This window comes from Gilliamella sp. wkB18 (genome assembly GCF_001690875.1).
GTDB lineage: Bacteria > Pseudomonadota > Gammaproteobacteria > Enterobacterales > Orbaceae > Gilliamella > Gilliamella apicola_A.
Window position 1 is genome coordinate 19,298 of sequence record NZ_LZHM01000043.1, and the last position, 24,445, is coordinate 43,742.

16 protein-coding genes and 1 pseudogene are annotated in these 24,445 nt (G+C 32.2%); 2 read left to right on the plus strand and 15 right to left on the minus strand.

Translation table 11 applies throughout. The features are described 5' to 3' along the window. Window positions 1–10: 10 nt before the first annotated feature. A complete protein-coding gene (gene glk, locus A9G48_RS03820) occupies window positions 11–979 on the minus strand; it encodes a glucokinase (RefSeq protein ID WP_034943133.1) in 969 nt (322 codons plus the stop codon). Window positions 980–1,170: 191 nt separating this feature from the next. Further along, window positions 1,171–2,112: a magnesium/cobalt transporter CorA gene (gene corA / locus A9G48_RS03825; RefSeq protein WP_034943135.1), complete on the minus strand. Its 942-nt coding sequence runs from the start codon at window positions 2,110–2,112 to the stop codon at window positions 1,171–1,173. Window positions 2,113–2,331: 219 nt separating this feature from the next. Here corA and A9G48_RS03830 point away from each other — a divergent pair, with 219 nt between their 5' ends. Together A9G48_RS03830 and A9G48_RS12135 are read left to right on the plus strand one after the other, a co-directional pair. Next, window positions 2,332–2,847 carry a single-stranded DNA-binding protein gene (locus tag A9G48_RS03830; protein ID WP_034943137.1) on the plus strand — a complete coding sequence of 172 codons (516 nt, stop codon included), beginning with the start codon at window positions 2,332–2,334 and terminating at the stop codon, window positions 2,845–2,847. Between the two features lie 203 nt (window positions 2,848–3,050). Continuing rightward, window positions 3,051–3,164, plus strand: a pseudogene (locus A9G48_RS12135) (MarC family protein); the annotation flags it as partial. Between the two features lie 22 nt (window positions 3,165–3,186). Here the strand turns inward: A9G48_RS12135 and A9G48_RS03835 are convergent. The 13 genes from A9G48_RS03835 to ihfB all read right to left on the minus strand — a co-directional run bounded on the left by A9G48_RS03835 (window position 3,187) and on the right by ihfB (window position 24,377). After that, entirely contained in the window at window positions 3,187–3,879 is a 693-nt protein-coding gene (locus A9G48_RS03835; protein WP_065575805.1) for a DUF2461 domain-containing protein, read from the minus strand. A gap of 3 nt (window positions 3,880–3,882) precedes the next feature. After that, window positions 3,883–4,647 carry a 3-deoxy-manno-octulosonate cytidylyltransferase gene (gene kdsB / locus A9G48_RS03840; RefSeq protein ID WP_034943141.1) on the minus strand — a complete coding sequence of 255 codons (765 nt, stop codon included), beginning with the start codon at window positions 4,645–4,647 and terminating at the stop codon, window positions 3,883–3,885. Window positions 4,648–4,665: 18 nt separating this feature from the next. Next, complete coding sequence (locus tag A9G48_RS03845; protein WP_034943144.1) at window positions 4,666–4,851, minus strand: Trm112 family protein; 186 nt, start codon at window positions 4,849–4,851, stop codon at window positions 4,666–4,668. A 3-nt stretch (window positions 4,852–4,854) separates the two neighbouring features. Further along, window positions 4,855–5,862 (minus strand): tetraacyldisaccharide 4'-kinase, encoded by a 1,008-nt coding sequence (lpxK, locus tag A9G48_RS03850; RefSeq protein WP_034943147.1) that lies wholly within the window; start codon window positions 5,860–5,862, stop codon window positions 4,855–4,857. A gap of 473 nt (window positions 5,863–6,335) precedes the next feature. Continuing rightward, a complete protein-coding gene (locus tag A9G48_RS03855; RefSeq protein ID WP_034943149.1) occupies window positions 6,336–8,384 on the minus strand; it encodes an ATP-binding cassette domain-containing protein in 2,049 nt (682 codons plus the stop codon). Window positions 8,385–8,399: 15 nt separating this feature from the next. Continuing rightward, window positions 8,400–12,353, minus strand: coding sequence for a calcium-binding protein (locus A9G48_RS03860; RefSeq protein ID WP_034943151.1), 3,954 nt, complete (start codon window positions 12,351–12,353; stop codon window positions 8,400–8,402). 31 nt (window positions 12,354–12,384) lie between these two features. Next, entirely contained in the window at window positions 12,385–16,215 is a 3,831-nt protein-coding gene (locus tag A9G48_RS03865) for a beta strand repeat-containing protein (protein ID WP_065575806.1), read from the minus strand. A 26-nt stretch (window positions 16,216–16,241) separates the two neighbouring features. Continuing rightward, a complete protein-coding gene (locus tag A9G48_RS03870; protein WP_080715837.1) occupies window positions 16,242–17,519 on the minus strand; it encodes an HlyD family type I secretion periplasmic adaptor subunit in 1,278 nt (425 codons plus the stop codon). A gap of 52 nt (window positions 17,520–17,571) precedes the next feature. After that, on the minus strand, window positions 17,572–18,138 hold the full coding sequence (locus A9G48_RS03875; RefSeq protein ID WP_034943157.1) for a hypothetical protein: 567 nt from the start codon (window positions 18,136–18,138) through the stop codon (window positions 17,572–17,574). A gap of 18 nt (window positions 18,139–18,156) precedes the next feature. Next, a complete protein-coding gene (locus A9G48_RS03880; protein WP_034943158.1) occupies window positions 18,157–19,554 on the minus strand; it encodes a TolC family protein in 1,398 nt (465 codons plus the stop codon). Window positions 19,555–19,649: 95 nt separating this feature from the next. Next, on the minus strand, window positions 19,650–21,092 hold the full coding sequence (locus A9G48_RS03885; protein WP_065575807.1) for a MotA/TolQ/ExbB proton channel family protein: 1,443 nt from the start codon (window positions 21,090–21,092) through the stop codon (window positions 19,650–19,652). 341 nt (window positions 21,093–21,433) lie between these two features. Continuing rightward, window positions 21,434–23,743 (minus strand): DNA internalization-related competence protein ComEC/Rec2, encoded by a 2,310-nt coding sequence (locus A9G48_RS03890; protein ID WP_065575808.1) that lies wholly within the window; start codon window positions 23,741–23,743, stop codon window positions 21,434–21,436. 316 nt (window positions 23,744–24,059) lie between these two features. Continuing rightward, a complete protein-coding gene (gene ihfB / locus A9G48_RS03895) occupies window positions 24,060–24,377 on the minus strand; it encodes an integration host factor subunit beta (RefSeq protein ID WP_162174509.1) in 318 nt (105 codons plus the stop codon). Window positions 24,378–24,445 lie beyond the last annotated feature (68 nt).

Sequence of the window (24,445 nt, forward strand, 5' to 3'; positions counted from 1 at the left end):
AAGGTAATCCTTAATAATTTTTTTTGAGGCTATTTTTTAAATAAACGCCTGCACCAAATAACCCTGGGTTATCATGTATTATGACATAAACAGGAATTTTTTTTACTAAGTATGACATTCTTCCTTTGTTTTCGAATGCTTCTCGGAATGGGGATGCTTTAAAAAACTCAATGAAACGAGGCACAATACCACCAGCAATATAAACTCCACCTTGTGTATTAAGCGTTAATGCTAAATTACCGCCAAAACGTCCCATAAATGTGCAGAAATAGGTTAATGTCTGCAAGCTTAATGAGCAACTTTTAGCTAAAGCTTTCTTAACTATAATTTCAGGTGTTACATCTTCAATTGGTTGGTTATTAATTTGTAATAATGCTTGATAGATATTCACAATCCCATTACCTGATAAAAAACGCTCTGTTGATACACGTCCAAATCTTTTGCGTAATTTTGCTAAGATTCGATCCTCATCGTCATTTATCATAGGTAATTCAGTATGACCACCTTCCCCTGGCAAGCTCATCCAGTTTTGATTCACTTTAATTAAGTGTGATACCCCAAGCCCAGTGCCGGCGCCATAAATTGCAATTGGGTAATCTAAATCCGGTTCATTTCCACCTATTTTAACTAGATCATGTTTAAGTAATTTGGGAATCGACGTTGATATTGCTATAAAATCATTAATTACTTCAAGCTTTGTTAGTTTCAATTCTTGCATTAATTCATAACGAGAAAATGACAAATTATTATTGGTCATATTTACTATATCTTCATCATCAATCGGACAAGCAATAGCAATACAAGCCATCTCAATATTGACTGATTGTGCTTGCAGATAATTCTTAATTAACGTTAACAATATATCATTTTTTGAAATAAGAATTTTTTTAATGGCTGATAGCTCGTTGGTTGCTAAATTGTATAGCGCAAAACGGGCATTAGTTCCACCAATATCGGTGACTAGTGCATATTGACTCATTTAGTTCCCTTTTATAATAAATTAATTTTTTAATTTAAATAACAAGCTACTTTATTTGTCAGTTGTAGAAAGTAATATCATCAATTATTTATAACAATTTAACTAGGTTAACTTTATTGGTATTACTTATATTGGACCCCGCTAAATAAAGTTTAGCAGATAAAGTCTTAAATATTTAAAATAACCAAAGCCTATAGCCACTTTTTAAGTTTAAAATATATATAAGGTGCTACGCCAGCTAGTAACATTAAGAGTAATGAAAACGGATATCCATATTCCCATTTAAGCTCAGGCATATTTTCAAAATTCATACCATATGCTGAGGCAACCACTGTAGGTGGTAAAAATACTACTGAAACAACTGAAAATATTTTAATGATTCGACTTTGTTCAATATTAATAAAACTTGTTGCTGCCTGCATTAAAAAGTTTACTTTTTGAAATAATGATTCATTATGCGGCACAAGCGATTCAATATCTCGAATAACTTCACGAGCTTGTTCTAACTGCTCCGCTGGCATTTTAGCACGACGAACTAAATAATTAACTGCACGTTGGCTATCCATTAAACAAAGGCGCACTTTCCAAGCAGTATCTTCAAGTTCTGCTAATGAGGTAATAGCTTCATCATAGTGTTCTTGTGCAGAACGATCCATAATAATTAAACTTAGCTCTTCAAGCTCACTGTAAATATTTTCAATCTGATCTGCTAATTGTTCAACTTTAACTTCAAATAAATCAAGTAAAACTTCATATGGATTTCCATCACCCATAGTTTGATAACGTGAGCGCATTCGATATAAACGGAATGCAGGTAAGTCTCGTTCACGTAATGTAAATAAACGCCCGTTATGAACTGTGAAGGCAACTGTCGAGTTACCAGCTCGATCTTCAGCATCTTCATAAAAAAAGAAAGAGTGAACATGCAGGCCTTCGTTGTCTTCAAAAAAACGAGCTGATGCTTCAATATCATCTAATTCTATACTTGTTGCTAAGTTTTGTCCTAAATTTGCTAAAACAAATTCGCGATCGACTTCTTCTGGTTCAATTAAATCAATCCAGGTCGCATTATTTATGTCGCCTTCATTAATCTTCACTAATTGTTTGTTTTTTAGTCCAAACGCATTAATCATAAGGCCTCCTCCTTTAGGGGAAATGTTTTAGAACACGCTATTAACAAATGTGGGGCATTATACTCGTTCTATCTATAAATTCCTATGGTTAAGCTGATTTTTCTGTATTACAGGAAATTGTGAATTTCATTCCATTATTGAATTAAATTCGGTGATGTTACAGCTGTCTCATGCTACAATAATACACTTAAATATATGTGCACTTTTTAGGAGTTTATAATGGCAAATCGAGGAATAAATAAAGTCATTTTAGTGGGTAATTTAGGTCAAGATCCAGAAGTTCGCTATATGCCAAATGGTAATGCTGTCGCTAATTTTAGTATTGCAACGTCAGAATCATGGAAAGATAAGCAAACTGGTGAAACACGTGATCGTACAGAATGGCATAGAGTAGTCGTCTTTGGTAAATTAGCCGAAATTGCAGGAGAATATATTAAAAAAGGAACTCAGGTTTATCTTGAGGGACAATTACAAACTCGCAAATGGCAAGATCAAACCGGCAATGATCGTTACACTACTGAAGTTGTTGTGAATCCAATTGGAGGTACATTGCAAATTTTGGGTTCTCGAAATAGTAATGAAGCATTTGAAGATGGATCACAAAAATGGGGACAAAGTGCTAATAATGTTTCTTCTGCACCTACTGCGGCGCGCTCTTCAACACAAAGCATACCAACTTCTCATACTAAAGCCCCTGAACCCCCAATGGATTTTGATGATGATATTCCATTTTAATTTTCGCAATAACTGGGTGTCAAAGTACGCCCATATTTCTTTTATTTATAATTATTTATCTGCAGTCAATCAATTGAAAAAAATGGTCACTATGATGTTTCAACTTGAGTTGTTTACACCGCTTTAATTTTAGTGCTTTTATTGTTATGTATTATTCTTTAGCTTTGTATACGAAGTGCTAGCAGTATAATGCGCTGTGTAGAAAAAGTGGCATTGAAGCTATTTCAAAAATTATGGACTCTTTATTAGCTTGTGTTGGAATACAGTTTATAATCAATGGTGTAAAAGAATTAGTATTAAATTTTACCAACATCTAATATAAAAATAAACTTAATAAAACTAAAGCGTTGTTATGCTTTTAATCATTTCTACTCGCATTAAATAATCATAGAGTGGAATTAGTTGTTTAAACCCTTTAACTAATTTTTTGGGTAAATCACTATTTAACACGTCTTCAATATGATTACTTGTCACCATAACCGCAAGATTTTTTCGGTTATACCAGGTTGCAACTTTTTCTTCTTGTTCTTTGATCAATGGACGTTTATAACTTTCCCCAACAAGCTCAAATGGTTTTTTGACACAACGTGCCATAGCTAAAAACTTCTTAGTATCATTAAGAATCTCATCTCGAAAAATATCCATCGTTTGTTTTGATGAACAATAATAGCCAAGTCCATATTGATAACTATTTGGACTAATTTCAAAAAAGTAAGCGGGAGCCTCTTTCCAATCTTTATTGGGGCGCTTAAATGTCAACCATAATCGGCTACGATAAAGTGATTTATCATTTGAAAAACGGGTATCTCGATGTATACGTGAAATTGTTTTACCAATAGCTGGGCGAGTTTCAAACCATTCGTCAATTTTAAGCATTTCCGGCGCTAATTGTTCAACCAAAAGCCTAAATGGTTTAACTAAATCGTTATCATAAATAACGCGATGTTCTTCAAACCATGGTTTGCTGTTATTTATCCAAGCATCTTGTAAAAAATTAAGCCCATCTTGCGTAAACCCAGTAAAGTTTGCCATTGCTTACTCCTTAAATAACGCTCTTACTTTTTCTAAATCTTCTAAAGTATCAACACCAATTGCTGGAGGCTGTTTTGCCACAGCGACATGAATTTTTTGACCATACCAAAGTACTCTGAGTTGCTCTAACATTTCAATTTGCTCAAGTAAAGATGGAGCCCAATTAATATACTGACGAATAAAACCTGCACGATAGGCATAAATACCAATATGACGAAGATAAAAATCACCAATGCTAGGCAGTTTTAATAGATCAGTCGATTTAGCAAAACGATCTCGTTCCCAAGGAATCGTAGCACGAGAAAAATAAAGTGCATAGCCTTCTTTGTCAGTCACAACCTTAACCGTATCAGTATTAAATGCTTCGTCAACAGAATTAATTGGTACGGCTAACGTTGCCATTCCTGTTTTATATTGCACCAAATTTTCTGCCACTTGATTAATAATCATAGGTGGTATTAAAGGTTCATCCCCTTGTACATTAACAATAATTTCATCATCTGAAAATTGATAAGCATTAATGACCTCTGCTAACCTTTCGGTACCTGAATTATGCTTATCACTTGTCAGAATGACTTCTCCTCCATGCGTTTTGACTACATCAAAAACTTGTTGATGATCGGTTGCAATAATCACTCGACTGGCTAAGGATTTTTGCGCTTGTTCCATTACACGCACAATCATAGGTTTTCCATGAATATCCGCTAATGGCTTAGCAGGTAAACGGCTTGAGCCATATCTAGCAGGAATAATAACTGAAAAATTCATAACTAATATCCTGCCTTTTTATTCTTGAGTAGATAATGGCTTATTAAGTGACTTTGCTTCACATTCAAGTAAAACAGGAATATTATCTTTTACAGTATAGACTAAATTATCAGCTAAACAAATTAGCTGTTGATTATTCGCATCATACTGTAGTTGCTCATGGCATTTTGGACAAGCAAGTGCGCTTAAAAGTATTTCTTTCATATTTTATTCTCTTTTGGAATTTATTTTATCTAATAAGGAACAGATCTGCTCAATTACTTGCACGGGGATTACCGCATCAACTGGTAAATACCACCAATTTGCTTGAGCAAATTGTCTGCATTTAACCGCATCTTTTTCAGTCATTAAAAGAGTTTGGTCAAAATTTGCAATATCGTTTAACAATAACAACGTAAATTGTTGATGATCTGCAAAAGGAATGGTTTTAATTACATTCATTTGCATTTTAATCAACATATCAAAAAAACGGTTAGGATGGCTAATACCTGCAATAGCACAAATATTTTGTAATGAAGATAATGGTTTTTTTTCTTGAGTAAGCAAATTTACCGCGTATCGTGGTGCTAATTGCATTGTGTAGACTTTATTAGGGTACTTTTGAGCTAGGTTATTTACACTATCACCATTTATAATGATTAAATCAACCGACTTTAATCGACTTTCTCGTTCTCGCATTGGTCCTGCAGGCATCCACCAACCATTACCAAATAAACGTTTTCCATCAACAACTACAACTTCAATATCACGCGATAGCGCATAATGTTGCAAACCATCGTCAGTCAAAATAACGTCTAATTGATACCGCTTTAATAGTGCTTGAACAGCGTCAGAACGGTGTGGAGATACAGCAATAGGCACATTAGTACGTTGATAAATAAGTACAGGTTCATCACCTGCTTGTTCGGTTGTTGTTGTTTTATTTAAAATAAGAGGATAACAATCAGACTTACCACCATAGCCTCGTGAAACTACTCCAACTTGTAATCCTTTTTGTTTTAGCGATTCAATTAAACCAACAACTAGTGGAGTTTTGCCATTACCACCAACAGATAAATTGCCAATAATAATAATAGGTACGGGTGAACGCCAAGGTTTTAAAATACCTAATCGATATAAAAAGCGACGAACAAGAGCAATCAAACCATATAATAAAGAAAATGGTATTAGTAACCAAAATAAACGATTTTTACCATACCACAGTTTTTCAATCATTATTTAATCACCATTTAATTTTGCTTCTTAATAAAATTCAATTAGTTGATATATTTTTATATATATCCCATTATTCTATTTTTAATCTATTAATTTTATAAAACTTATTAATAACTGGATATTTTAAGTAAAGCCTTAAAAGGGAATTATCTTATCTTATAATTAAAAAAAATACTAAATCAATTTATGAATAGTTTAATAGTATTTTACTGAAATTTTTTAATATTATATTTGAAAAATTCTTTCTATTAATAGAAATTGATGCAATAGTGATTTGATAAAACAATTATTAAGGCTTACTAAATGATAAACTCAAAATAATTAATCTATAAATTTGGAAAATTTCAACATAATAATATAAAAGAGAAAACAAATCTAACCATTTATTTTATATGATATTTTTCAATATTCAAAAATCTATATATCATTGATAAATGATATATAGATTCGTAATATGTTAAAGAATTTTCAATCTATTTAGATTGTGCTTTTTGTAAGTAAGCTTGGAAATCTTGTTTATTACCATCAAAAACGATATTACCGCTATTTAACATGATTACACGATCGACAAAATTAAGTAGATTAGTTCTATCTGTTGCGATAATCATTGTTTGTCCTTCTTTTGCACGTAATTCTAACTGAGCTAATAGCAATTTTTCGGAATTGGGATCTAACTCAGCTGTTGGATTATCAAGGAGTGATATTGTATGCGGAGATAATATAAATCGTGCTAAAGCTAACTTTTGACGCTGTAATATTGTTAAAGGAACAGGCAATTGACGCCAATGAGTATCAAGCCCATTGTTTAAAAACGGGAGTAAACTATGTAAATTAACTTGTTTTAATACTTCAAGAGCTCGCTCATGCGTAATTTGGTTAGGCTCATTATTTAAAGTAAGATATTCATAAACTGTTTCACCGATAATACCACTATATTGCCATAGATAGTGGGTTTCACTACGTAACGAATCTGCAATTGATTTGGTTAACATAAAGCCATTCCAAGTTATATTACCTTCATTTGCACCTAAAATACCTAGTAATAGTTTTAGTAATGTACTTTTGCCAGCCCCAGGACCACCAACTATAGCAATACGCTCGCCTTGCTTAATTTGCAAACTAATATCATTTAAACATGGTAATGAGGGATGATATTTAAAACTAACTTTTGATGCACTCCAACCATTTTCTGGACCATTAAATCCACTTAATAATCCATTTTCACTTTGTTCCTTATCTAGAAGAACATTTATTTGATTCATTGAGCTAGTCATACGTTGGAGGTTTGGTAACATATGCATTAACGAGAAGAGAGGTTGACTTAAACGCCCACCAATGATAATTGTTGCAAATAAACCCGCTGGTGACATATTGCCTGTTTGAATAAGATAAAAGGCAACAATAACAGCTAGCACAGTCTGTAAGCTCATTAGTCCCATTAAAAATGAGCTACAACGATTATGAATAATAAATCTTTTTTGTTCATTTTGTTGTGCTTTTTCGTTACCAGCTAAAAATGTGTATGCTGCTTCTTTGTAAGCAACTGAAGATTGATAATATTCAAGAGTTGTTGAAGAGAAAGGAACCTGCGCATTAATAGTTTGTATAGCTTTATTTTCGTAATAAAAAAGTGTAATACGAACTATTGCACAGATAAATATAACAATAGGTACAATAATCAACCAACCAGCAACTATCGCAATAACAATAAAATATAGAATACTAAATACTAAATCTAAGACTGTACTAGAAAAAAATGCCAAAAATTGCATTCTAAATTGATTCCAGCTATTCATTGCTTCAATAACTTTACGTCCCCATTGCGTTGTAACGCTAGGCATGACTTGAATAAGTTCTAAAATAATTTTTGGTTCTAGTCGATATTGAACAAGCGATGAATATTCGCAACCTAATTTTATTCGATCCATTCGGAAATAATACTCTACAAAAATTGCAAGTATTACACCTAAAGAAAGTGTCCAAAGTGATGCATCTGCCTGCCCAGGAATAACACGATCATAAATAGCATTTAGATACAAAGGAATAATCATAATAAATAAATTTATAATTAATGTTGTCCAAAAAAGACGTGAAATAATTTTATTTTCTTTTTGGCCAAGCACTAATAAAGAACGCCAAGTTAACCTATTTTGCCTTTCTGTTGGTAAAACACGCCAAGTATTTTCTGGCAATTGCTTTAACTTTACATTCTTTTCATTTTTAATTTTATTAAATCGAACGGAAAGTAAAAGCCATCCTGTATTTTCTTCAAAAGCGACATATAAACCTTTATTAACTGCATTATGATCTTTTGAACAAGGAAACAACTCAATACCAAGGTATTTTTTAGCTAATTCAAACAATGTTTCTTGAGTTATATTTTCATCTAGCTTATCGACTTGCTCCTGCCACTCCCATTGACCAATAGGTAAGGATAGTTTTTTTGCAGCCCCAGATAAGACCGACTTTAATTGTGAAATACTCGAATTATTTAAAGTATTTGAAGATAATTCACTATTCATAAAGATATTTAATACCTATACATGATTCCAAGTTAATGTATGGGTACCGTCAGTCCACTGATCAATTCCTGCAGCAACTTCAGTATGAACCCATGTCCCCATGCTATCAAGGATTTGAAGCGAATCAGCGCTATCTGTATCAAATTGGATATTATTATTATCCATATTTTTAAATAGATCATCAATATTAACAATAATAAAATCGCCATTAACATTATCTTTAAAATTGAACACATCTATATGTCTAAATAAGCTATTATCAAGTGTGGTAAAATCAAAGATTCCTGAACCTACACCCTTTGCTTTTGATACTGCATCATTGCCTAAGCCACCATCAATCAATTTGTATTTAGTTAAATCAGAAAGTGATTTGAATTGGAAATCATCATTTTGGTTAGTTCCTATAATATTAGTGATAAAATAAATTTGATCATCGCCCAAATTACCTTTATGAACTTTACCTGCTGACATATCAACTTTAATAGCTTCACTTATTAAGTGATAATCCAAAGTTGTCGTACCAGAAGCTGCATTATGACCATTAACGATTTTATCATTACCTGCACTTCCATAAACAATATCATTACCATCTCGAGTATAAATTTGGTCATCTAAATGACTTCCATAAATGATATCGCTGTTATCAGTACCAATTATTGAATAAATATTGTTAAGCGAATCTACTCCATTATATCCATTGTTAGAAACCTTACCTGTTTCTAGGTTAGCTACGACACCTTGCCCTGTTCTGACCGAAGAGTAATCTACAACAGCATCTGAACCTACACCAGTTAATTTATTATTTCCTGCACCTCCAACTAAAAGTCCCTTTCCAGTTAGAGCATCATCGTATTGTGAGCCTCTAATGTGGTTGATTCTAGAGATTTTATCATGTCCACCAAAACCATTAGTTGCAGTACCATTACCATTTTCATCTAAAGTAACTATAACACCTTGGTTACCTGAATCATAAAAAATCCAATCATCACCACCACCACCATCAATAATATTATCGCCGCCATTTGCACGAATATGATCATGTTGAGAGCCACCAATAATTCTATTACCTATTGATTTATTACCGTTAATTTCTGCACTACCACTTGTCATTAACATAACGTTAGTAATACTGTTCATGCTTACCTTACTACTGCCTGTAATGATTTGGTTTTCAAGATCTATCATATAACGACCAGTCATGGTATTTGACAATATGATAGTATCCTTTCCACCATTCCCATTTATTAAAGTTGTACTTTTATCCAATAAAAATATATCATTGTTAGCCGTACCAACAAACTTTGTAAAGGCATTATTGGTGAAAGTATCCTCATACTGTTGACCATTTATAACTTTGATTACTTTACCGTTGACAGCATCTACTTTTATTCCATCACCTTGGCCAACGTTATTTGAATAACGACTATAATCTAATGTGTTTGTTCCACCTGCTTTTGCAATAATCTCATCATTACCTAATGATCCATAAATGATATTATTAAAACCACCACCTAGTGTTATTTTGTTATTTTCTGCATTACCTTCAATAACATCATCAAATGCTGAACCAACAATATTTTCGATATTTTCTATAATGTCTTGTCCATATTTACCATTCTGTTCTGAGCCATTTTTATTAGCGATATTATTTTGTAAGCTAACATCAATATTACTACTAACATTACTATAATCTAATGTATCTATACCTACGCCACCATCGTAATGATTATTCATACTACCTTTACCCACTATAATATAATCATTACCATTACCAGTGCTTATCTTATAGTCAGTATTATCGTTTAAGGTAAGATGGTCATCAAAATTTGTAGCAATAATGCCATTAATACCGACCAATTGGTCTGTACCACCAAAGCCATTTGAGTAAGCTCTCTGTGTTTTTAAATTTATATTAATTGCAGAAGTTGCCAAACTATAATCAACGGTATCATTATCCATCCCACCTATATAAGTGTTATAACCTTTACCTGCAATATAAATATTATTTCCTGATTCGCCATGAATTACAGCACGGCTTGTTGTATCACCATTAATTTTGAATATATCATTACCTGCTCCGCCATAAATAGTCATACTACCATTTGCTGTTACAAATAAATCATCGTAATTACTTCCTATAATTGTTTGAATATTTTTAAGAGTATCTTTTCCACCGAAGCCATTAGCTTCGACTTGCTCTACACTATTCGCTAAATTAACGACAATTCCATTGGTTGCATATTCATAGCTTGCTGTTACATTACCCCCATTACCACCAATTAAGGTATTATTTCCACCCATTCCAATTAAAGTGTCATTTCCACCATTACCAATAATAATGTTATCTTTATCATCACCTTTTAATATGTCATCAAAATGCGTACCAGTAATATTATTAATATTTTTAACGGTATCATTACGTCCCATACTATCAGTAACAGATCCTTTAGTTAAATCAACATTAATACCCTTGGCTGTTGTTTCATAACTTAAGGTGTTAATACCCTCTTTACCATCAATATAATTAGCATTCCCACCTCCAACGATGAAAACATCGTTGCCAGCGCCGCCAATGAGTTTATTATCAGTATTTAAATCTCCAATGAAAGTATTATTACCATCATTACCAACAATATTTTGAATATTCTTGAGTTCTTGATTCGCAGCACCTGAAACCATATTAGCATTTAAATCAAAAATTAAATCCCCTTTTACTTTAGAGTAATCAACAGTATTTACACCTGCACCACCATCATAAATATCCTTGGAATTACTGGCAATAATTACATCATCACCCGCACCACCAATGACATGTACATTATTAGGCTTACTTGATAAGAGAAGGTTTCCATCCATATCAACAATCGATGAAGGAGATTCGACAATAGAAAAATTAAAATTTTCTGTTTTTGTTACACCATTTTTATCGGTATAGGTAACATTCACACCAAATTTATTAATCTGATTTTCAGGATATAAAAGGATAGCTTCATTTGGTAATAAGCCATACTTATCACCTTGAGGAGTACCTCCTTTGATAATTTCATATCCCTGAGGAAGCCCAGTTATGCTATCAATAGTTTGCGCATCATCAAAAGAAATAATACGAAGAATTTTACCCTCTTGAATATAGTTTCTATTTGTGACATCGATAGTCCAGTTAGCATTTTCTGTCGAAAGATCAACAACAGTATTTGAATATTGTTCACTAGCACCATCGGTTGTCCTAGCAACTAAATTACCACTACCTACATTTACAACATGCTGAGCAGCATCAATTAGCCCCTCCCATTGATAAAGCTTGACTTTCGGCATTTCTGGTGCCAAATTCTCCTTTGATGGTGGTTTTGTTTCAACCATTGGCGCTATACCATCGATATTAGATTCGTTATTAGATGAATCGGAACTCGAAGATAATGTTGAACTTTTCTTAAGCATTATTGTAGAATTCGGCGATTTGAGTTTGTTAAGTGTTATCTCCATATCAATATTCATCATTTCATCCAGCGATGACTCAACATCAGCAGTCGACATGTCAGCACCACCACTACTATCAATAACCACAAAATTATCAGTCATATTAGTTGTGACATCGACAGTTTTATCCTCAGTGCTATGTGCGTTTTGCTCATCATCTTTAGTAACATTATGATCGGGAACATTTGTCTCAATAATATTTGGAGAAGTTTCTTCCACATGTGCTAAGCTTAAAATATCATAAGAAGTTAGCTTTTTCCCATCATTAAATGCAAGAGAAAGAACTCCACCATGAAAAGAGGCTAATTCTGCCCCCATTGTTAAGATTAATTTACGCCCATCACCTGTTGTAATAATTAAATCAGGACCATTAATTGATAAAGCTATATTATCCTTTTCCCATGATGCGTTAATATTATTATCTTTAAATGTAAATGGGATCACTGAAAAAGCTGAGTCTGACGGTGTCAATGCTGTATTTGTATTGCTCATAAACTTATCTCATTTCTTACTTTATTGTTATTTAAACGCGATTAACTACTAATTCATTTGTGCCGTCAGTCCACGTTTCTGTAGAACCACTTGTTGTATGACTCCAAGAGGAAGAATTAATTACGGCTAAATTGTCATTACTATCTAAGACAAATTCTACTTTGTTCTGATCCATATTATTGAAAAGGGTTGATAAATCAATAGAAATATTATCCGTTTTACTATCATTAAATTCAAAACGTTCAATGTTTTTGAAAATAGTTTGAGCATGCGATCCAAAAAAGAAGTTGCTTGATTCGCCTGATTTTTTAACTATGTCTTGACCTAATCCACCATCAATTATTTTGTAATTATTTAAGTCTTTTGATGAAGATATTTTAAATACATCGTTTTCATTAGTACCAATAATATTTTCGATATTTTTAAAAGTATCTTTACCATTGCTACCGTTATTACCTTTAAAAACTGTGCCAGCTTGAATATCCACTTCAACTTTCGTATTACTTAATTCACTATAATTTAAAGTGTCATTGCCATTACTACCGTCATATTTGTCGTTACCCTCGCTACCATAAAACATATCATTTCCAAAACGTCCTGTTATGATATTATCATTTGCGTTACCACGAATAACGCTATGATTTGAACTAGCTGTAACATTATTAATGTTAATCAGCGTATCGATTCCTTTTGCTCTATTACCTTTTTTGATAGCTGTCCCAGTTGTTAAATTGATATCAACAAATTCCGCATGATAATAATCAACTATCGCATTACCTATACCGTCGATTGTATCATTGCCAGATAACGTTTCAATTTTTCCACTCGCTTTGATGTAATCATCATAATTAGTCCCTATAATTCTGTTGATATTCTCGATTGTATCAACACCACCATAGCTATTTTGTGTTGCCATACCCGTCCCTGTTTCATCAAGCGAAATTACTAGACCTTGACCTGTTTTTGATTCCATATAAGATATGAGATCGGAACCACCCCCACCAATTATGTAATTACTTCCCCCCATAATATAGAAAGTGTCGTTTGAAGCCCCTCCAACAAACTTGGTTACTCCAGTTGTTTTAGTGTAACCTACATTGCCGTTAATATTTGAAAATCTCACTTCATCAATATTATTTATTTTATGTTGATATAGTGTATCTTTATTCCAATAATCAATCTCTTTTTTATTAAGAGATGCTAAAACTTTTCCTGAAATGTTACTGTAATCAATGGTATCATGACCGGCACCACCATCTATTTTTTGAAAACCAGTTGATGCAAAAAAAGTATCATTACCACTTGAGCCAACAAAATTGTTAAAATTTAAGAAGCTATCTACACCTGAATTTTTACTAACTTCACCAGTACCGATATTAACTTTCACACCATTAGTTAAATTATCATAACTTAATGTATTATCACCTGCTCCGCCATCGATAGTGACATTGTCTATACCACCGTGAATAACATCATCATAGTCGGATGCAATAATTTTTTGAATATTAGTTAACGTGTCCTTACCACCAAAACCATTATTCGTTACGTTACCGGTTAGCAAATTTATATCTAAACCAGTAATTGCATTACTATAATTAACAGTATTAGTAAAACCCGCACCGTTACTTCCACCATTAATTACGTTATTACCATAACCAGCAATAAAAGTATTGTTTCCTAAACCACCATCTATAGAATGATCACCATTACCTAAAATAAAATAATCGTCATGATTAGAACCAACTACCTTATTAATATTTTTTAAAATATCAATACCATAAAAACCATTTTCAAATGCAACTCCCTGATCAAAATCCAAAATTACTCCAGTAATTGCCGATGAATAATTAACGGTATCGTTTCCTATTCCACCTAAATAATTATTAAATCCCACACCAGCAAAATAAATATTATTACCACTATTACCACTTAAAAATGTAATACTTGCATCATTGCCGGAAATATGGAAAATGTCATCTCCTGCACCACCATCAATTATAGTTGTCCCTACACCTGTATGGAAAATATCATTATGGCTACTTCCAAGAATATTTTGAATATTGATAAGTGTGTCTTTACCACCAAAACCATTTTCAATAACTTGTTTATCAGAATTTCTTAAGTCAACGTTTATTCCTGACTTTGCGTCAGCATAACTGGCAGTATTATTTCCTTCACCGCCATCAAGAATATTGTCCCCCCCCATTCCTGATAAAATATCATCACCTTTGCCGCCATTTATCTTATTATCTTGATCATCGCCAATCAGTACATCGTTAAATAAACTTCCTATAATATTTTGTACATTAGACAAAGAATCTGAACCACCATTTCCATTATTAAGTGCGATGCCTTTAGATAAATCAACCGAAACTCCACTCGCCGCAGCTTCATAATTGATGGTATTTTCACCTTTTCCACCATCAACAATATTGTTTCCACCGTTACTAATAATTACATCGTTGCCATCACCACCAACTAATTTATTACTATTTGTTAAATGTCCAATTAAAGTATCACCATTATTACTACCAACCACATTTTGAATATTTTCTAAGGTATGATGGGTATTTTTTGAAGTACTTTTACCTTTATTCAAATCAATAATTAATGATTCTTTTAGTTGACTATAATTTACTGTATTTGTTCCCTCACCTCCATCATAATGCCCATTCTGGTAACCAGCAAAGATGGTATCGTCTCCACTACCTGCAGTAATATCAACATGGTTTTTAGATGAAGCTAGTTGAAAATGTCCTTTACTATCAACGATAACACTAGGATTATTGGAAACATCGAAATTTGCTTCTTCTGTTATATTTTGCCCATCATTATCAACATAGCTGAATGAAAGGTTGAAGGTAAAATTTACTCCTTCAGGATATAAAATTAGAAATTGATTTGATTTTAAACCGTACTGTTTACCTAGAACAGAATCACCTGTAATTATTGTCATATTACTAAGTTCACCTGTTACAGAAGTAACAATTCTAGCCCCATCGACTTCAATAATGCGACCGATTTTCCCGATAGGAATCATATCAGTATTATTTACATAAATTGACCAATCTTCCGTTTCCTCCGATAGATCAATATGAACCTTTTTATATTGTAATGCAAAATTATCAGAAGATGCTGCTTCATCATTGCCAGTTCCACTCATCCAAGTTTTTGTTGTTTGATCAACAACAGATTTAATCTGGAATAGCTTAATTGCCGGAATTTCGACTGCATCAGGTTTTTTATCAATATTATCATCATGGCCTTGATTGTTCTCAATCATAAGCGGCGCTTCTGCAATAAATTTTTCTGGTAATGATTCAGCTGTATCCGATGCTGAAACTAAAGAGATATTCTCTGATACATTTATGTCAATTTCTTTAAATGATGGAGATGATTTTTTAGATATCATTTTTTCAAGTTCTTCAGTACTATCTTCCTGTTGTTGTAATTTACTTTCAATATTTTCAATTTCGATAAATTCAACAACTTCATTTGCTAGTGACTCTACTACTTCTATATCATCTTGCCCTTTTAACTCAGATTTTGTATCAATAGGAGATTCATTATTTTCAGTAAATTTAGGGACAGTATTGATAAAACTGGCTTTTGATATTATTTCATCTGAATTTATAGTTACACCATCTTTAAACTTGAACGTAAAAATATTTTGATCTAACGATGCAAATTTAGCAGCTAAAGGTAATACTAATTTTTTATCACCAGACTGAACAATTAGGTCAGTACCATTAATTAATAACTCAACATCTTTGTAGTTAACAGGTATATAATTATCTGCATATGTTGCAGGAACGACGGCTATTTCCGGAGATGCTGGTATTGGTAATTGATTATATGACATCTATTTACATCCATTCATTTAATAAGTTAAGGTTCAGAAAAAATAAGAGAACTATTTGACAATAAAGGTTTTAAAAAGTACTCAAGTAATGTTCTTTTTCCAGTAAGCAGGTATGCATCAACGCTCATCCCTGGATACATTGTAACATTATATTTTTCAGCTGGAACTTCAATACTTACAAGATAATAACGCCCTATATTTTCATCAGATAAAGCATCAGCGCTGATAACAGAAACTTTGCCTTCTAAGGTATTAGCATATGAAACATCAAAAGCACTTACATGTAATTTTGCGACCATATTTTCCCAAATGCGATCACGATCCTCTGGTCTTACTCTCACTTCAGCAATTAAAGGAACTTTTGATGGTGCGATTTCAACAACCTCTCCACCTTGCCTAATAACTGCACCTTTATGAGCAACAAAAAGGCGCTGAATAACTCCATCAACGGGGCTTACAATTTTAGAGTTTTCTCGTCTTTCTTCACTAGCTGTTTTTAATGCATCAACACGACTTAAATCAGTATTAACTTGAGTTAATTGTTTTTGTACATCAGATATAAAATCTGCTTGAATCTGTTCATATCTTGCTTCATATTCTGAAAGCTCACTATTTAGTCTTGGTATTTTAAGTCTAGCTTCATTAAGGGCAGTTTGAATTTGTTGATATTCAAGTTTTTTCTGTAGTAAACTTCCTTGAGCCGCTGCACCTTTAGTCACCATAGTTTTATAAAGCTGAACCTCTTGTTTTGCTAATTCTGCTTGTTTGCTAAGATCATCAATCTTGGTTGCCAACTCCAAAATTTGAGCTTTTTTCTGTTCAACTTGAGCGCTATTAACCTGTTTTTGTGCTTGTAAAGCGACTGATCTCGATTCAAATAAACTCGATTCACTAGTGATGATTTCATCTAGGTATTTTTCTCCAGTAAATTGTGGTTCAAATTTTTCACCACTTAGTTCTGCATGTAATCGCTGAACTTTTACAAGCAATGCTTTGCGTTCAACCTCATTTTTAGCATAGCTTTCATTTACATAACTATTATCGACAATAGCAATCAACTGACCTTCAGTGACTTGTTGCCCTTCATGTACTAAAAGTTGTTGAATTACTCCCCCCTCTGGGTGTTGAAGTGTCAAGTTTCGGCTCTCGACTCTAATCACTCCTATTCCTTTTACAAGCACATCAACTTTAAATAGCGAGATCCAGATTAGAAATAAAATGAAAACAACTAATGTTCTACCTGCTATACCATCAGGCATATAGTTAGTTATCCTTTTTAGAATGTCTAAAGATTTATCTTCCATTTTCCTTCCAATTACTCTCTAATTTTCCTATGAGGGTTATTTATAATTTACACTACTGTCCTATTACTCTTGATTGATTTAGTGATTGTCCTTGACGTTGAGTAGTCGGTTCTGTTTTTATATCAGTACTATTTTCCCGTATATGTATTGAGACAAACCCAATATCACTCTTATTGACTGAAGAATTTTCTATCTTAACTTTTTGAATAGAAACCCCTTCAATCTGTAATATACTAAATACAGACAAACTACGATCATATTGTAGAGATAAAGAAACTCCCATTTGAGCATCATCTGATGAAGTAGCAAATATAACTGCTCCTTTATCCTCAATTTGATCTTTATGAAGCTTAATCCAATTTACCAATTCCTCTTTATTTTTAGCAGTTAAATAATTTTGGTTACGTAGAAATTCAAGTCGTAACTCATCGCGGTAAAAAGGTTCATTATATACAAAAAATTGTGTAGCTACTTGATTACGCTCACGCAATTTAATACCAACATTTTGCTGAGCAATTATCATTAGTATTTGAAAAAGTAATGTTATTAAAAGATAAACAAGTAACAATACTGTCATCATATCTACATATGCTGGCCAGAAATGTGAATTTGATTTCATAAGACAATACCTTCTCTGTTAATTCAAGTTTAGTCTAGACATTCCAACCTCTAACTGATCAGCAAGAAGATATAGACCTAATGTTGAAAGATAATAATCATATAATGCAGATAATTTACTCACTTTAGCACTAAAATAGTCAGTTTCTACTGTTAATAAATCATTTAGATTACGCTGTCCTAAACGAAATTCATCCATATATAATTTTCTTGTTTTGCTTGCATCTTGTTCAGCTTTATATTGAATTCTGAAAGTATCTGCAGCATTAAGTGCATCTTCTACCAAATTATTTGATATTTCTTTAACATCACGAACAAGTTGATTATAAGATGCCATGCTATAAGTATGACGTGCAGTAGCCTGACCAATTCTAGATGTATTAATTCCACCATCTAAAATTGGCATGCTAACTTGTAGCGAAACTTTACCACCTATAAAGTTACCGTCTTTATCATCTGGATGTTGGAAAGGTTTAGTATAAGAACCTACCGCATCAACTGTCGGGTATCTCGCACTTTTGGCAACTTCAACTTCTGATCGAGCACTGTTTAATTGAGATTCAGAAGCTTTAATATCAGGGTTATTAACTAAAACACTTTCTAAAATTTCTTGAAGCTCTTCGCTACTAATGAAAGCCTCCTTTAATTTTAAACTTTTAGTGGGAACAGAACGCCCTAACAAAGTGTTTAATTCTTGGGTTGATTTCTTCAACTGAAGTTCAATTGATTTAGCAGCATTTTGAGCATTAGTTAACGCTAGTTGAGCTCTTATTGCTTCAGATTGAGGAGAAAGACCGCCGTTTACACGTACACCAATAGTTTTAACGAGATCTGACATTTCTTTTATATAATCTTGTGCATAACTCTTTTGTTGAGTATAACGGCGAATATTAAAGTAAGCTTTAATCACATTGAAAGATACTTTATTTTCTTCATATTCAGCAATATATTTAGCTGATTCGCGAAGCTGAGTTGCACTGTCTACACCATAACGAGTACGCCCAAAGTCAAGTAAATTATATTGAAGAGAAACTTGAGCTTGGGCGTATTCATCATTTGAGCGAGAAATAGAATTCATTCGATCAAATGAGTAATCACGAGTTTTCGCTAATACGTTTACCTTTGGGTAATAGCCAGCTTCAATTTCTTGAATTCGTGCATCAGCTTCTGTTAATTTAGAATTGGCTGACACAGTTCGTAAGGAATAGAATTGAGCAATCTCTATGGCTTCTTGTAAACTTAAACCGCTTGATGAAATATCAATACCATGTAATAAAGCAGTTGGTAGTTGTTTGCTTGCTAATAGCAGACTTTCATTAGCATCATAAGTTTTGTTCATATCAGGTTGTTCATGTTTAACAACACAGCCAATCATAAGAGAAGATAATACACTTAATACGATAATTTTACTTTTCACAACAAAAATCCATATAATGAATAACGATTAAACACAGCTTAGTTTTACTTTATTTCCACAAAATAGAGTTAACTAACTTAAGATAAAATATCATCTCAAGACTGAATAGATGCTCTTATAGATGTCATTTGACCAACACATTCAATCAGTGCTTCATTTTGTTGACGTATAGCTTTAACAACCGCTTCGGAATCACTCGTTTTAGTACGAGCAATAGATTCAATAGTTAATAGCTGTTGGCGAACACCTTGAATTTCAGATTGTAGCTCTACTAATGTTTTAGCAACTTCATTGAAAGAAGTAACTATCTGTAAGCGATCTGCGTTCATGCCCCCAATAGCTTCTATTAAAGCAACACGGCTTTGTTCTGTTGAGTTGCGAACATTATCGATAGCATTAATTGTTTGGTTCTGAATTTCAGAAATTTTAACAGCGTGATCATCAATTGCATTTAATGCATTATTTGCTGTCTCTAATTCAAATTGAATACTACGCAATATTGGTTGCTGACCTTCAATAGAACCCAATACTGAGTTAATACCAATTAATTCACTTTGAATCTGACCTAAAATTGATTGCATAGAATTAAAAGATTGATTTTGTGATACCACACTCTGCTCTTGTTTCTGAATAAGTTTATCAAGAAAATCAGCTAATTTATCTGTACCTTCAATTTGTTTTAATTGATTATTTTCAAAGGTTTTTTGGTTAGAAAGAAACTGATTAAATAAATCTAACAACGCAGCATTAAGACCATTATTCTGTATAGAAACGCCTGCTGTAGCCTCTCTTCCTACTATTGAACTTACAGAACCATTTTTTCCTGGAATTTGACCGATAAAATCATCAGCATGCGTTTTAGCCCAATCCTCCACCGAAAAGTAGATGTTATCAACAGTTGAACTTAATAAATGAGCAAATAACCCCATTATTAATGACCCCATCAGCCCTAGAAATGATGCCGTAAACGCAGCTGACATACCGCCTAAAGGAGCCGCAATTCCTCCTAATAGAGCTGAAAGATCGGAAGATCCAGAGGTAACAACATCCATTGATTCCCTTATACTTCCCATAGTAAGTATAAGACCAATAAACGTACCTAATAAGCCTAATCCAACAAGTAACCCTGATAAGTAATCGGCTCCAGATACTCGATGAGAAAAACTATCTTTTAACTTGTCTAAAATTGAGTTTCTTATTTCAGGTCCTTCATAAACCAGTTCAGAAATTCGTCCATTTAAGCTTTTTACAGCACCTTGAAAAGGGAATCTATCTAGGTTTTCAATATCATTTGAGGATGACGAGGATGCCATTCTTGTGAATTTATTCCAACTAGTCACACCTATCATTAATGAGATAGTAGAAAAAGAGATATAAATCACACCAATAATTTGCATTGAAACGATAGCAGTATTAATTATTACGTTATGACTAATAGCCTCTAAAACGTCTTCATAAAAATATGCAAAAGCTATAACTATTACAAAAAGGATCACTAAAATTAATCTTAGTGATCGTTTAACAGAATTCAACTTCACTTTATCCATCCTTAATCTAAACTAGAAAATTATTTATAATTTAGTTTTGATATAACTATTTTCTATTTTTTATAAAAAATTAAATTTAATCACTTTTTTTTGTATATTTTGATAAATGTACATTCTATTATCAATTAAATAAAAATCAAACTTTTTTATCAAAAAATATTTAAATGATTGTTAATATGAAATGAATTAGACGAAGAATCACTTATTAAAAACAATTTTAATTTTAAATTAATAATATTTTTTGATAACGTTTTTTCAATAAGATTTTCTTAAAATTGATAGTTTACGCTTTAACTATAAATTACTTTACACTAATATCTAGTCTTTTATATTTAATAATTGTCTGACAAATAACCAAACCAATTATGATACCATCTCGGTCTATTGTGAGCTCGCATGGTTTTTAATTCCCATTTATTTTTATAAAAAAATAGAATTATCTGACCTGTTCTTGCTGTAGTATAGTAGTCTAGTTGTAAATCTTTATAGCGTTTAGCTATCTTTTTTGAAGGCAATTTCCATGGATTATAACGTGATGTGGAAGCCAATGAACTTTTGGGTTTGACATGATTTAAAAATGCATAACTTGATGAAGTATTGCTACCATGATGAGGTATTTGTAATATCGTTGATTCTAGTTGATTATGATATAAAGATACTAATTGATATTCCTGATTGTGTTCCAAATCACCGGTTAATAATATTGAAAATTTACCATCAGTTACTTGTACAATACATGAATCTTCATTTTCTGCATAATCAACCATTTTATTTGGCCAAAGCACTTTAAATGTTATTTCATTCCAGATAATGCTATTACCAGCCAAACATTGATAATTGTTATTTAGCTGTGTAGAAGAACTCATTAGCCATGAATTAGGATATATTCGTTGAAGCTCTTTTAATCCGCCAATGTGATCATTATGTTGATGACTTATGATAATACCTATAACATTTAAATCATGCTGCTGTAAAAACGGAATAATAATGCGTTCTGCTGCTGAACTTTTTTGCCAATTGGCTCCAGTATCATACAAAACTGCTGATTTACCATTATGAATAACAATAGCCAAACCATGACCTATATCTAACATATCAATCCTCCATAAATAATCTTGTTTTTTTAGTAACGGAGAGGTTAATATCATTAATATAATTAGAACAGTGATATTAAAGCGGTACAAAAATCCAATACGTATAATTATAATTGCAAATATACCGACAAAACTTAGTAGACAAAAGTTTGAAGGCGTATTTATCCATAAAAACTTCAAGGAATTTAAACAATAAAATAACCATTCTAGTGATTTTTCAGCAATCAACCAAAGCCAGAATGTAAGATTAGAACAGTTAACAAAACAAGTTATTAATGCGAATAAAATAACAGGAAACGTTATTAGAGAGATTACAGGAATTGCAATTAGATTAGTAAATAATGAAACTGCACTTACACCTTGAAATAAAAAAAACTGAATAGGTAACAACAAAATTGTCAAACTAAATTGTAGATGCAATAATCTAATAATATACCAGCGTTTTTTATGTTGTATGCATTTAGATAAAGGTATCCATTCATAAATAAAAATTAAGCTAATTACGGCATAACACGATAACCAGAAGCTTTCTGATAAAATCATTAATGGATCAAAAAGCAACAATAATGCAATAATTCTATTAATCTTTTGCCATTTACTTATTTGCTCATACTTATAACGCAGATAAATCCAAATTGTTAATGCTAATATTGCACGTAAAGCAGGAGGATTTAAACCTGTAAGCCATGCATAAAAAACCGCACATAACCAACCTATCATAATTGGTATATAAAAATGCATAAAACGCTGGGGTATTAAAAACATTTTTACTTTTACTAAAAAATAACTAATACCGAAAACAATCAAGATGTGCATACCTGATATTGCCATTAAATGTGCAACCCCTGTTTTCATCATGATGTTACGATGATCATCATTAAGTTGAGATCGATCACCGAAAGCAAGCGCGATTAATATACCGCGATAAGTAAATAAATTAATATAAGGTAAAACATTATCTACAATACTTTGGCGAATATCGATTTTACCATCTAATAAATTAGCTTGGATTATTTTAGCAGTTAATAAATTTCGATTAACAATTGCAAAACGTTGACTATCAAATGACCCCTCATTTAAATAGCTATGTACTACTTTTGTTTTCAATTTTAATTGCCAAATTTGGCCAGATTTTGGAATTTCTGACATATCCCAATAAATTGAAATTGGCATATTTGTGGAAAGAGGATAATAAGTATTATTCAAAATGGAAAATTTTACATAATAAGGTTCAACTAATGTGACAAACTGTCGGGTATTGATACTTTCAACTTTAGCGTTCACAACTAATGTTTCATCAATAAGAGACTCGATATTTAATAAATATTGCTTAGAATAAGCTGTAGACCACAAAAAGCTTAAACCAAACATAACAACACAAATCCAACACTTTTGAAATTTGGATGGTAGTACTAATAAAATGATAACCAGTATTACTGCAATCAAATACCACTGGGTATCAGAAGGTAAATAAGGCAAAAACATTAATGGTAAACAACCTAAAGATAACATAATTGCTTGTAAATCTAGTGAATTAATTTGCCTCATTGTTTCAAATACAATTTATAGAAATAACTTTAGCAAACCTATCATGTTATACTTTATAATAAGGTCTTTATTTTTAAATTTTCGAGCTAACTCTCAATATTATATATTTATTTGATATAAACATATAACTTACCTATAAATATTTAAAAATTAATCATAAATAAACTTGACGTTAAGATTTTAATCAATGAAAAAGTTTAATAATTTTGAAAATTAGAATGCAGCAACTACTTTAAATATCTTAATTTTACTAATCTTAATAAACTAAAAAACCTTTGATTTTACTCAAAGGTTTTCAATGAAGAATATTTGAAAACTATGCTTTTGCACCGTTATTTACTCTTTCACGTAACTCTTTACCTGGTTTAAAATGAGGGATATACTTCTGTTTAACCACAACTTTAGTACCTGTTCTAGGATTTCTTGCTTTACGTGGGGCTCGATAGTTCAAACTAAAACTACCGAAACCTCGAATTTCAACACGATCATTATTTTCCATTGCTAAAGCGATCTGTTCAATAATATCCCTTACTACTTCATCAACTAATTGCACAGGAAGGTGCGCCCGCCAGTTGACGATTCTTTCTGCTAAATCTGATCTGTTCATGGTCACTCCTAATTTATTTGCAGGCATATAATTCTTTTATTTTATACTACAAAAGAAAAAGAGGGCAAGCCCTCTTTACTCTTTAAATAAATAAT

What these genes read in the sequence shown, in the direction of transcription:
- A9G48_RS03830 (WP_034943137.1), top strand. Translation starts at nt 2,332, where the DNA reads ATGGCAAATCGAGGAATAAATAAAGTCATTTTAGTGGGTAATTTAGGT.
- A9G48_RS03835 (WP_065575805.1), bottom strand. Translation starts at nt 3,879, where the DNA reads ATGGCAAACTTTACTGGGTTTACGCAAGATGGGCTTAATTTTTTACAA.
- A9G48_RS03875 (WP_034943157.1), bottom strand. Translation starts at nt 18,138, where the DNA reads ATGAAATCAAATTCACATTTCTGGCCAGCATATGTAGATATGATGACA.
- lpxK (WP_034943147.1), bottom strand. Translation starts at nt 5,862, where the DNA reads ATGATTGAAAAACTGTGGTATGGTAAAAATCGTTTATTTTGGTTACTA.
- glk (WP_034943133.1), bottom strand. Translation starts at nt 979, where the DNA reads ATGAGTCAATATGCACTAGTCACCGATATTGGTGGAACTAATGCCCGT.
- A9G48_RS03870 (WP_080715837.1), bottom strand. Translation starts at nt 17,519, where the DNA reads ATGGAAGATAAATCTTTAGACATTCTAAAAAGGATAACTAACTATATG.
- A9G48_RS03890 (WP_065575808.1), bottom strand. Translation starts at nt 23,743, where the DNA reads ATGAGGCAAATTAATTCACTAGATTTACAAGCAATTATGTTATCTTTA.
- ihfB (WP_162174509.1), bottom strand. Translation starts at nt 24,377, where the DNA reads ATGCCTGCAAATAAATTAGGAGTGACCATGAACAGATCAGATTTAGCA.
- kdsB (WP_034943141.1), bottom strand. Translation starts at nt 4,647, where the DNA reads ATGAATTTTTCAGTTATTATTCCTGCTAGATATGGCTCAAGCCGTTTA.
- A9G48_RS03855 (WP_034943149.1), bottom strand. Translation starts at nt 8,384, where the DNA reads ATGAATAGTGAATTATCTTCAAATACTTTAAATAATTCGAGTATTTCA.
- A9G48_RS03845 (WP_034943144.1), bottom strand. Translation starts at nt 4,851, where the DNA reads ATGAAAGAAATACTTTTAAGCGCACTTGCTTGTCCAAAATGCCATGAG.
- corA (WP_034943135.1), bottom strand. Translation starts at nt 2,112, where the DNA reads ATGATTAATGCGTTTGGACTAAAAAACAAACAATTAGTGAAGATTAAT.
- A9G48_RS03865 (WP_065575806.1), bottom strand. Translation starts at nt 16,215, where the DNA reads ATGTCATATAATCAATTACCAATACCAGCATCTCCGGAAATAGCCGTC.
- A9G48_RS03860 (WP_034943151.1), bottom strand. Translation starts at nt 12,353, where the DNA reads ATGAGCAATACAAATACAGCATTGACACCGTCAGACTCAGCTTTTTCA.